The organism is Butyrivibrio proteoclasticus P6B7, assembly GCF_000622085.1.
GTDB lineage: Bacteria > Bacillota > Clostridia > Lachnospirales > Lachnospiraceae > Butyrivibrio > Butyrivibrio proteoclasticus_A.
The window spans coordinates 55,503-67,404 of sequence record NZ_JHWL01000003.1 but is presented as its reverse complement, the minus strand read 5'-3'; the positions used below and the strand labels follow the sequence as shown (position 1 = coordinate 67,404).

The window sequence follows — 11,902 nt, the reverse complement described above, 5'->3', positions numbered from 1 at the left end:
ATAAATATCTGAAAAATGAAACGCTCGGTGGATAACTTTCCACCGAGTTTTTTGCATAAGAATTGGAGATGCCATTGAATATAGAACTAATACGCAGCAAAAGAAGAACATTAGCAATAGAAGTGACCAAGGATTTAAGGGTCATAGTAAGAGCTCCATTAAGAATGCCAGAAAAGGAAATCAATAAGTTTCTTGGGGAAAAGTCCGACTGGATAACAAGAAGCCTTAAAAAGATGCAGGAAAGACAAAATAACAGCGCTCAGAAACAAGAGTTTAATGAACTGGATATCAAGGTTTTTGTGGATAAGGCAAAAAGGATATTACCGCCTAAGGTAGATCGTTTTTCAAAGGAAATAGGTGTTAACTACGGAAGAATAACCATTAGAATACAAAAGAGCAGATGGGGAAGCTGTTCTTCTAAGGGAAACCTTAACTTTAACTGTCTGCTTATGAATGCTCCGGAGGAGATAATTGATTATGTGGTTGTCCATGAGCTTTGTCATAGAAAAGAGATGAACCATTCTGAAAGGTTCTGGGCTGAAGTGGAAAAGGTGATCCCTGATTATAAAGAGAGAAGAAAATGGCTACGGGATCATGAGAATGAGCTGATGATGAAGTAAGTGGGTGGTGAAGAAATTGATCCATGCCGACAGACTCGGAACAGCTCCGCTTGTGCATGGCTCAATTTACACACAAAAAAAGTACCATCCCCATAGGATATACCTACGAAAACAGTACTCGGCGTGCGCTGCCAGGGTCTCGAACCCTGGACAACCTGATTAAGAGTCAGGTGCTCTACCAACTGAGCTAGCAGCGCATTTACAATATTCAGTGGGCGTTTCTTTCGTGCCCGTGTCTTAACGACAAGTGATATATTACTACGTCAAAAAGAGAAATGCAAGCTTTTTTTTGAAAAAAATTAAAAAAATTTTAGAATTCAGTGTTTATGCGGTTTTCACGAGTATTTTTTTATGTTATTCTTTATTGGTCGGAATACTTTTTTGAGTTTTTGGAGTAAAAAATGATTTTTGATACACATGCTCATTATGATGATGAGCAATTTGACGCAGATAGAGAAGCTCTTTTATCACAGATGAAAGAGAATGGCATCGAGAGAATTGCCGATATTGGAGCAAGCATGGCTTCAAGTAAGGAAGCTCTTTTGCTTTCAGAGAAATACGATTTTATTTATGCTGTCGTTGGCGTTCATCCAAGTGAGGTTGAGGAACTTAATGATGATAAGCTCGAAGAACTGCGCATTATGAGTAGAAAACCAAAGTGCGTAGCCATCGGAGAGATTGGTCTAGATTATCATTGGCCTGAGCCATCTAGAGAGCTTCAGCAGCATTGGTTTTCTAGACAGCTCAGTCTTGCAAGAGAAGAACATAAGCCAGTAGTGATTCATTCAAGAGAAGCGGCAGAAGATACCCTTCGCATCATGAAAGAGCAAAAGGCAGAGGAAATAGGCGGCGTTGTTCACTGCTTTTCATATTCCAAGGAAATAGCAAGAATATGCGCAGACATGGGCTTTTACATTGGAGTAGGCGGTGTTATTACCTTCAAAAATGGTAAAAAGCTAAAGGAAACAGTCGCAGATCTTCCCCTTGATAAGATCCTTCTTGAGACAGATTGTCCTTATCTTGCGCCAGAGCCTTATAGAGGAAAAAGAAATAGCTCTTTATTCTTACCCTATGTGGTAGAGGCTATTGCAGATATCAAGGGCATTTCTAAAGAGGAAGTCATGGACGTGACTTATAATAACGCATTAAGGTTTTATGGATTATAAAGGAGATATGCTATGGCATATTTAGGAAACAGTGCCCGTACCAAAGAGGTACTTGCCAAGTTTAATATGAGCGCCAAGAAGAAGTTTGGCCAGAACTTTCTTATAGATTCAAATGTTCTTGCGGGAATAGTTGAGGCTTCAAAGGTCACTGACAATGACTGTGTCCTTGAGATTGGACCAGGAATTGGAAGTCTTACACAGTATCTTGCAGAAAGTGCCAAGAGAGTAATAGCTGTGGAAATAGACAGATCTCTTTTGCCTGTTCTTGATCACACCCTCTCGGACTATAACAATGTGACAATCATAAATGAAGATATCCTTAAAGTGGATATTGGAGAGATTGTAGCTAAGTACAATGACAACAAGCCTATAAAGGTAGTAGCTAATCTTCCTTACTACATCACAACTCCAATCATCATGAAGCTATTTGAAAGTGGAGCGCCTATCGAGAGCGTGACTGTAATGGTTCAGAAGGAAGTGGCTGACAGAATGGTCATGGGACCTGGAAATAAGGATTATGGTTCATTGTCACTGGCTGTTGGTTTCTACGCTAAGGCAGAGGCTGTGATGGATGTTCCTCCAAGCAGCTTTATTCCTCAGCCCAATGTTGGTTCTGCTGTGGTAAGGCTTGAGCGATATGAAGAAAGACCTGTAGAAGTACAGGATGATAAATATATGTTTGAAATCATCAGGACTGCATTTAATCAAAGGAGAAAGACTTTGTCTAATTCTCTTGCAAACAACCCGGCATTAAAGGTGTCCAGACAACAAGTTGTTGATGCGCTGCTTGAAATGGGACTTGATGAAAAAGTAAGGGGCGAAGTGCTTAGTCTTGAGCAGTTTGCAGCCCTTTCAGATATTTTACAAAGGTAAGGTGCTATGTTAAACTAAACACTAGATATAGTAGTAAAGCACCAAAGAGGTGGGGATTTTGGATAAAGTCGAATACAGAATTCGAGCCGATGAAATTAAGGCTTTGATTGGGGAAGGCAGATTTGCCGAAGCAGTTAAAATTGCTGATACAATCGACTGGAAACGTGTTAAAAACGTTACCATGTTGTGTAAAATAAGTGACCTGTACAAGATAAATAGACGATATGAGGAAAGTAGAGATGTTCTGCTTATGGCCTATGACAGACATCCCACAGGAAGAGCAATCGTCTATTCTCTTTGTGAACTTGCAATTAAAATGGGCGAGTTCGTACAGGCTGTCGAGTATTATAAAGAATTCGTAAGAATCGCCCCAAGAGATACGGGCAGATACATCTTGCAGTATAAGCTCTACGAAGCACAGGAAGTAAGTCTTGAAGAGCGAATAGCTGTCCTTGAAGAACTCAAAAAACACGATTATACAGAAAGATGGGCATATGAGCTGGCATACCTTTATCATAGGGTAGGCCTTACTACTGAGTGCATTGAAGAATGTGATGAAATGTTCCTTTGGTTTGGGGACGGAAGATATGTCATGAAGGCATTGGAGCTTAAGGCTCTTCATGAACCACTTTCTCCAGAGCAGCAGGATAGATATGTCCGCTATAAAGAGAATCACGGTGGATTCGTTTCAGCAAGCCAGCAGCCGGTTCAGGAAGAACAAGAACCTGCACAAGAGGCAGAGGAAACTCTGGTAGTTGAGGATTTAGATGCTCCAGTAGAGCCTAAGCAGCCTACAAAAGAGATGCCTCCTATCACAGATGAAGTGATCAGAGAATACAATATGACCAGAGATACTGCCAAGGCAGCGCCTGTGTCAGAAGAGCCTGTATATCAGGAACCAGTTTATCAGGAGCCTGTTTACGAAGAACAGACATATGAAGAGCCAGTCCCAGAGGATCCTGTTTATGAGGATACCTATGTTGGCGATGGTATGAGAGAGATTGGAGCAGTAACAGGTGATGTGACTGCAGATTCAGAGCCAGAGGCTTCAGAGGACAATATTGTTTATCCTCATATAAGTGAGATCAAGGAACCATCAGTAGATGTCAGCGCGTTTAACACCATGAACCTTCAGGAGGCGCTCGCAGAGGGCCTTAAAGAGGTTATTGGAGATGACGACACCCAGCCTGAGCTTGGCATTGATATTAAATATGGCGGAAATGGGCCAATTCTTGGATCCCAGACTGGTGTGGTCTATGAGAATAAGCCTCTTGAGGATGAAGTGCCTGGAGCAGTCATTCATCCAAACGCCAACTATCAGATGCCAACCCACTTTGAGAAGATCCTTTCTCAGGAATACGACGGACAGATCAGTATGGCAGTTGAGACTGAGCCAGAGGTTGAGAAGCAGATCACTGGACAGATCAGCATTGCTGATTATATGAACAACTGGGAACAGTTTAAAAAGGACCAGCAGCAGAAGCAGCTTGAAAGAGTTAAGAAGAGAGTTGCTGATGAGACAGGCAACATGTTTGCTGATTATGATCAGCAGCGTAAGGAAGGTCTTCAGGAAAAGATCGAGAAGTCTATCTCTGACGCTCTTAAGAAGGAAAGACATGACAAGGCTTCTGGAAGAGGAGACTGGTCTGTTAAGAGTGATGATGTAATCGCTGCAGCAGTGGATGAGACCATAGAAAGAGAAGGACTTATCCCAATGGAAGAGATTCCAGATGATGACATGGACGATGACATCACTCTTGAAACCGCAGAAACAGAGGCAGCAGTAGAAGAGACTGAATCTGAAGAAAAGGCAGCAGAATCAGAAGAGTCAGTAGATACTCCTGTAGAAGATGTTGAAGATGCAGAGGATACAGAAGAAGTAACCGAAGCATCAGAAGATACAGAAGAAAGCGAAGACTCTGTGGAGCCTACAGATAATTCAGAGCCTGAGACTCCAGAGGACGAAGAGGCGGAAGAATCTGAGGATCAGGGTGACGTAGAGGAATCCGATTCAGAAAAGGCAGAAGACTTAGAGAAGGCAGAGGATTCAGATACAGAAGAAGCAGAGGAATCCGCTAAGCCAGAAGAGCCTGCTAAAGCTAAGAAAGAGAATAAAGAAAAACAGCCGCATCACATTGGCAACAGAGAGCTCGAGGAACGAGTTAGAACAATGACTCCTGAGGAGAAAGAGCTCTTTGGACCATATATTCATCATAAGAAATCAAGAAGACAGATCATCAATGCCATAGACAATATGAGCATGGATGCCTTCAGTGGCAACGCAATTGTAACCGGTGAAGAGGGGGCAGGAACAGTTAACCTTGCCAAGGGACTTATTAAGGCTATGCAGGTTTCAGATTCCAACTTCAGCGGAAAGGTTGCCAAGATAACAGCTAATACTCTGAACAAGAAGAGTACTGCCAGCATCTTTGAGAAGCTTGCAAATGGTGCTCTTATCATCCAGAGAGCAGCTGACCTTGAGGCAGAGACAGTAAGCGAGCTTATCAAGATTCTTCAGGAAGAGAATAAGGGCCTTATCATCGTTATGGAAGACACCAAGGAAGATATGGACAAATTCCTTGATAAGAACCCATCTCTTAAGCAGAGTTTTAACGTAAGAGTAGATATTGAAGCCCTTGATGATGATTCCCTTGTGGCATATGCCAAGCAGTATGCTCTTGAGAGAGAGTACACCATCGACAACCTGGGAATTCTGGCGCTTCATACAAGAATTGCAGATAGACAGACCTTGGATCATGAAGTTACAGTTTCAGAAGTAAAAGACATTGTAGACGATGCCATCTACTACGCTGAAAAGAGAACTATCGGACATTTCATGGATGTGATAGTCAACAAGCGTTATGATGAGAACGATATGATCATTCTTAGAGAAAAAGATTTCATGCACTAATCATAGAAAGCATCGAGGGGGGCTAAAATGAGCGAAAAGGTATTTATATCTGAAGCAGATGAATATCTATTTGGACAGGGAACACATTACGACATCTATGATAAGTTAGGAGCGCACCCATCAGAAGAGAAGGGTAAAAAAGGTTATTTCTTCGCAGTTTGGGCGCCAAATGCTGCTGACGTGCATGTCGTTGGCTCTTTTAACGGATGGGACGAATATGCTCATCAGATGAAAAGAACTAAGACTGGAAATATATGGACAATCTTCATTCCAGGAGTAGGAATTGGAGAGTTGTACAAATTTCTTATTACAACACAGGATGGAAGAAAGCTGTATAAAGCTGATCCATATGCGAATTTTGCAGAGCTAAGACCTGGAAATGCGTCAAGAACCACTGACCTTAGCGGCTTTAAGTGGTCTGACTCCAAGTGGTACGAGAATTTTAAGGGAAAAGACATAAATAGAATGCCAATCGCAATCTATGAATGTCACATCGGTTCCTGGATGAAGCATCCAGATGGAACAGAAGACGGATTCTATACCTACAGACAGTTTGCAGATAGAATTGTTGAATATTTAAAAGAGATGAAGTATACCCACATTGAGCTTATTGGTATTGCGGAGCATCCCTTCGATGGCTCATGGGGATATCAGGTAACTGGCTACTACGCACCTACATCAAGATACGGCGAGCCATCAGACTTTATGTATCTTGTTAATAAGCTTCACAGGAACAATATCGGTATCATCCTTGACTGGGTTCCAGCCCATTTCTGTCCTGACGAATTCGGTCTTGCATGTTTTGATGGACAGTGCATCTACGAAGATCCAGACCCAAGAAAAGGAGAGCATCCTGACTGGGGAACCAAGATCTTTAACCTTGGAAAGCCAGAGGTTAAGAACTTCCTCATTGCCAATGCCCTTTATTGGATCAGGAAATTCCATATCGATGGTCTTAGAGTTGATGCTGTGGCTTCAATGCTATACCTTGACTATGGTAAAAAGGATGGACAGTGGGTTCCTAATAAGTATGGTGGACATGAGAACCTTGATGCTATAGAGTTCTTCAAGCACTTTAACAGTGTTGTCAGAGGCACATATCCTGAATTCCTTACAATTGCTGAGGAATCAACAGCATGGCCTAAGGTTACAGCAAGGCCAGAAGATGATGGTCTTGGATTTGCCTTTAAGTGGAACATGGGATGGATGCATGATTTCTGTGAATACATGAAACTGGATCCATACTTTAGACAGGGCGCTCATTATATGATGACCTTTGCCATGAGCTATAACAGCGCTGAGAAGTACATTCTTCCGCTGTCCCATGACGAAGTTGTTCATCTTAAGTGCTCAATGGTTGAGAAGATGCCTGGCTATCAGGTTGATAAATATGCCAACCTCCGTGTGGGCTACACTTACATGTTTGGCCACTCTGGCAAGAAGCTTCTCTTTATGGGACAGGACTTTGGCCAGGAGCGTGAGTGGAGTGAGAAAAGAGAGCTTGACTGGTTCCTTCTTGGCAACGACCTCAACAGAGGAATGAAGGATTACGTTGGTAAGCTCCTTGAGATCTACAGGAAGTATCCAGCTCTTTACGAAGTAGATGATGACTGGGGCGGATTCGAATGGATCAATCCAGATGATAAGGATAGAAGCATCTACAGCTTCTACAGAAGAGCCATAAATGGAAAAGACAATATTCTTTTCGTGCTTAACATGACTCCTATGGAGAGAAAGGGCTTTATGGTAGGTGTTCCATTTGCAGGAACCTACACACATATCCTGGATTCTCAGAAAGAGTGCTATGGCGGAATGGGTAGCAACATTCCGGACAAGATAAAGGCTGTGGAAGGGCTTTGCGACTATAAGGATTACAGTATTACCTTTGATCTGCCTCCTTACGGCGCTGAAGTTTTTGTATTCCAACAGGACAAAAAAATAACAAAGAAACGAACTTAAGATTTTGGGAGCGCAAGCCGAAATAGAAGGTGATGGATAATATGTCCATCACCTTTTTGTGTAGGTTAAATAAACTAAATGAGGCGTATATGAATATAACATTTCAGAACGTTTCAGATCAGAAAACCGGTGGTTTACCAGTCGGCACGGAAGTTGAAAGGTCTAACATAGGCAGCAGACCAGTAGATACTAAGAAAGCAGCCTATCAGGTTGATCTGAAAACCAGCATTTTTAGTAACGAAGCTTATGCGCAGCATACCAGATCCGCTGAAGATATCAGTGATTTGGCACAAGACACGGACGTTAAATGGCAGCATAATTATATGGCACTTTTATCAAATACACTCTCTGAGGAAGACTATGCCAAGGCAGCAGAGGATGGATTTGATCTTAAGGACCTTAATGATAAAGAAACAGTCACCATTCTTGATAAGATCAAGAGTGTTCTACTTATGTCCGGTAAGGAGATTACTGGATATAATGACGATATTTCTACTGACAAACTCAGCAAGATTGTTGGGAGTCAGTCCTTTGCAAATGCCCTTAAACAAAGCTTCAAAGAAAACGACATACCTCTGACGCCAGATAATGCCAAGTCTGCTAAGCAGGCCTATGAGCAGATCTCTGAAATATCAGAGCTTTCAGACGATGCAGTTAAGTACATGGTCCTTAATTCCATGTCTCCAACCATCGAAAATGTGTATCTTGCATCCCACAGCACCAATGGCGTTTCTGTAAATGGCAGAGGCTACTATGCTCAGGACGCAGGAGGATATTATGCCCAGAAGGCAGATAGTTTCGATTGGGAGCAGCTTTCCTCTCAGATAGAGAAGGTTGTTGAAGAGGCTGGACTTGACGTGACTGATGAAAGCGTCAAGGGAGAGGCCAAATGGATTGTTGAACAGGGAATTCCCCTTAATCCTGATAACCTGGTTCAATTAGATCAGATAAAAGAGATTTCTTTTCCTATATCAGAAGAACTGGCCGCAAAGGCAATAAGTGCAGCCATAGCAGATGGTAAGAAGCCGGTTATGGCAAACCTTTCAGATCCATCTTCAAACAGCACCAAGGCAAAAGAGATCCTTGAGCAAACAAGGCAGATAAGTGACGAAAACATCAAATCCGTTATAGCTTCAGAAAAAGAGCTAAACCTTCATAATCTCTTTTCCGCAGGCGCAGATAAAGATGTACCAAGCAGTGACCCTAAATTCTTAGAAGCAAGACTGCAGCTTGAAGAAGTTCGTCTAAGAATGACATTTGAAGCAAATAAGCAGCTTCTTAACAGCGGCTTTTCTATCGATACAGCGCCAATGCAGGAGCTTATCGATGCCCTTAAAGCACAGCTAGCAAGTGAATCAATAGAAGCAACCTCATCTGTCTTTGAAATGACAGTTTCAAGAGCCTCTACAATCGCCAAAGGTCCAGCTGATGTAATTGGATCAATGGCTTCAAGGCTTGCAACTGCCACCCTTACAGACATTAGCGTAGAATCAACACTTATCGCATCCCGCTATAAAAAAGCAGGCGAGAGCTATGAAGCGCTGATGACAGCCCCTCGTAAAGATCTTGGTGACAGGATCGAGAAGGCCTTCCAGAATGTTGATGACATATTAGAAGATCTTGAGCTTGAGGCAAATGATGACAACAGGCGAGCTGTCAGGATCCTTGGCTACAACAAACTGGAGATCAATCAGAAAGCCATAGAAGAAGTAAAGGGATGGGATCAGCTTGTAAGAGCTACAGTTGAAAGACTTAAACCTGGCGCAGTAATGGATCTTATTAAAGAGGGAAAGAATCCTCTTGGAATGACCATTGAACAACTAAGCCAGAGCCTTGATGAGCACCTGAATCAGGGAAATGATGGCGATGGTCAGGGTAAAGATAAGTCCAGAGAAAAGTATTCCAAGTTCCTCTATAAGCTTGAGAAAAAAGGCGATATCACAGAGGAAGAGAAGCAGTCATTCATTGGAATATACAGGCTTTTTAATACCATCAAAAAAGATGATTACAAAGCCATTGGTTCAGTCCTTAAGACCGGCCAGGAGATGAATATTAAGAATCTCCTGGAGGCAACAAGATCCTTTAAGAAATCCCAAAGAGGAATGGACTATGTAGTAGATGATGATTTCGGTGGGCTTTCCACCAGATCAAGAAGCCTTGGATTAAAAATTGATGAACAAATCAATTTAGCATTCAGATTTTATAGCGCCAAGGCCGATATAATATATGAGAATCTTGAGCCCGAAAAATTACAGGCTGCAAACCCGACAGAGAATACTCTTTTAACAGAACTTGCCGATAGGCTTGTGGAAACAGAATCCGATAAGGATCTGGATAAGCAGTACTATGCTGAGCAGGCAAGACATATAAGAGAGACCCTGTCAGGGAAAGAGGCTACTGGTGCGCTGGATGAAATGACAACACTCGATGTGGAAGTGACATTTAGCAATCTGGAGGCCATGATTGGAGCCAGAAGAGACAGGCGAAGTGGAAGCATCTGGGAAAAGACCAAGGATGTGGACGAAGAAGAGATTGAAAAGGAGCAACAATTGCTGGTTGACGCTCTTTCTGAAGATGATTATCCCAACCAGTATAAGGATTCTCTTCGGAACATCTCTGACAAGTTATCAGACGTTCTTATGAACGAAGATGACACCTACATCGATGTAAGGTCCATCACCCTGATGCAAAAGCAGCTTTCAGTTATGAGCAAATGCTCAGACAGAGGAAGCTTTGACGTACCAATCGACCTGGATGGGCAAAAGATATCCATGCACATCACTCTTAGGAGCGATGACAGCATGAACTCACGGATGGAAGCAAGTGTTCAGACATACGAATATGGGCTGATTACGGCTAGCCTCTACGTTAGTGATGGCATAATAAATGGCATACTAAGTACTACTAACGGCAACAGCTCAGAGGAGTCTGAATATCTTGAAGGCGTAAGAACCAAACTGTGCGACAAAATGGCGGAAAAATTAAAGGGCCTTGGTATCAACCAAGAGAGAATCGGAATCCTTTACCACGCTCAGATTAAACCTAGTTCCGTAGGACAGGTTAATGCTAATGCCAAGGATGGCAACTTAAAAGAATTTACCGACACTAAAGTGTTCTTGACGATGGCAAAAGCATTTATAGAGGCTCTATGAGCCAGATTTCCTAAGAAACGAGGTTTATTATGAAAGTTAACTACAACGTATCCGCTATGATCGCAAACAATGCACTCCAGAAAAATGACAATCTCCTTACTGAATCACTAGAGAGATTATCCAGCGGTCTTAAAATTGCAAATGCCAAGGATAACCCCTCTGGTCTTGCTATGTCCAGAAGAATGAATTCTCAGCTTGAAGGCCTGGGAGTTGCAGGAGATACCTCCAATGACGCAATCTCAATTGTACAGGTTGCAGACGGAACCCTCTCCGCGATCCAGGAGATGCTTCAGAGAATGAGCGAACTGGCAATTAAAGCAAGTACAGACACCTTAACAGATGGAGATAGAGAGACAATCCAGGATGAGGTAACCCTTCTCAAAGAAGAGATTGAGAGAATGGCCAACACCACTCAGTTCAATGGTCAGTCTATCTTAGACGGCTCTTTTGACCTAAGAGGCTATGCTACAGTCGGAAGCAGCTTCGATACAGCAGTTACCAATCCTAACATTAAGGTCAGCAGCTACTCAGACGTAGTTGATGGAGGCAGATATCAGATCACAGGTATCGACGTATCCTACCTGAACCTTACCGGAACAACAGGTGTTGATAAAAAAGCTATCTTTTTTAACGGAGATTCTCAGAACGAGATCAAGATTAAAAGGATTAGCGACGATGGATCAGAGGACTATATGACCAACGGTCTTAAGGCAACCATCGAAGAAGATATCCTCTGCCTTAAGGACAACACTGGAAAAGAGATCAAAGTACAGATAAATGAGGCCTTTAGCGGAACACTTAATATTGAGCTGACAGCCCAGGGTGCTATGACAATGCAGGTGGGAGCTAACGAAGGCCAGACAATAGATATCAGAATTCCAAAGGTATCCCTTAATACCCTTAGTATCTACAACCTGGATATGGCTAACCCGGTTGGTGCCAAGGAAGCCATTGAAAGCGTAAAGAATGCTCTTACAACAGTAAGCACAATTAGAAGTAAACTGGGTGCTTATCAGAATAGACTGGAGCATACATCCAGCAGCTTGGATATCACTGTTGAGAACATGACAGCTGCATATTCAAGAATTATGGATGTGGATATGGCAGAAGAGATGACTGTTTACTCTACTCAGCAGGTTCTTTCTCAGGCAGGCACATCAATGATGGCCCAGGCCAATGAGAGACCTTCGCAGGTATTACAGTTACTGAAGTAATCATTTA

The 11,902-nt window shown here is 42.5% G+C and carries 7 protein-coding genes and 1 tRNA gene; 7 read left to right on the top strand and 1 reads right to left on the bottom strand.

What is annotated here, in order from left to right:
• Positions 1-74: 74 nt before the first annotated feature.
• A complete protein-coding gene (locus T541_RS0103510; RefSeq protein WP_026651374.1) occupies positions 75-620 on the top strand; it encodes a YgjP-like metallopeptidase domain-containing protein in 546 nt (181 codons plus the stop codon).
• Between the two features lie 124 nt (positions 621-744).
• Here T541_RS0103510 and T541_RS0103505 read toward each other — a convergent pair.
• Positions 745-817: transfer RNA gene (locus T541_RS0103505), tRNA-Lys, on the bottom strand.
• 204 nt (positions 818-1,021) lie between these two features.
• Here T541_RS0103505 and T541_RS0103500 point away from each other — a divergent pair.
• The 6 genes from T541_RS0103500 to T541_RS0103475 all read left to right on the top strand — a co-directional run bounded on the left by T541_RS0103500 (position 1,022) and on the right by T541_RS0103475 (position 11,895).
• Positions 1,022-1,786, top strand: a complete 765-nt coding sequence (locus T541_RS0103500) for a TatD family hydrolase (RefSeq protein ID WP_026651373.1) — start codon at positions 1,022-1,024, stop codon at positions 1,784-1,786.
• 12 nt (positions 1,787-1,798) lie between these two features.
• A complete protein-coding gene (rsmA, locus tag T541_RS0103495) occupies positions 1,799-2,659 on the top strand; it encodes a 16S rRNA (adenine(1518)-N(6)/adenine(1519)-N(6))-dimethyltransferase RsmA (protein ID WP_026651372.1) in 861 nt (286 codons plus the stop codon).
• Between the two features lie 58 nt (positions 2,660-2,717).
• Positions 2,718-5,570 carry a hypothetical protein gene (locus tag T541_RS0103490; protein ID WP_026651371.1) on the top strand — a complete coding sequence of 951 codons (2,853 nt, stop codon included), beginning with the start codon at positions 2,718-2,720 and terminating at the stop codon, positions 5,568-5,570.
• A 27-nt stretch (positions 5,571-5,597) separates the two neighbouring features.
• Positions 5,598-7,529, top strand: coding sequence for a 1,4-alpha-glucan branching protein GlgB (gene glgB, locus T541_RS0103485; RefSeq protein ID WP_026651370.1), 1,932 nt, complete (start codon positions 5,598-5,600; stop codon positions 7,527-7,529).
• 89 nt (positions 7,530-7,618) lie between these two features.
• On the top strand, positions 7,619-10,681 hold the full coding sequence (locus T541_RS0103480; RefSeq protein ID WP_026651369.1) for a DUF6240 domain-containing protein: 3,063 nt from the start codon (positions 7,619-7,621) through the stop codon (positions 10,679-10,681).
• A 29-nt stretch (positions 10,682-10,710) separates the two neighbouring features.
• On the top strand, positions 10,711-11,895 hold the full coding sequence (locus T541_RS0103475; protein ID WP_026651367.1) for a flagellin: 1,185 nt from the start codon (positions 10,711-10,713) through the stop codon (positions 11,893-11,895).
• The last annotated feature ends 7 nt before the right edge of the window (positions 11,896-11,902 follow it).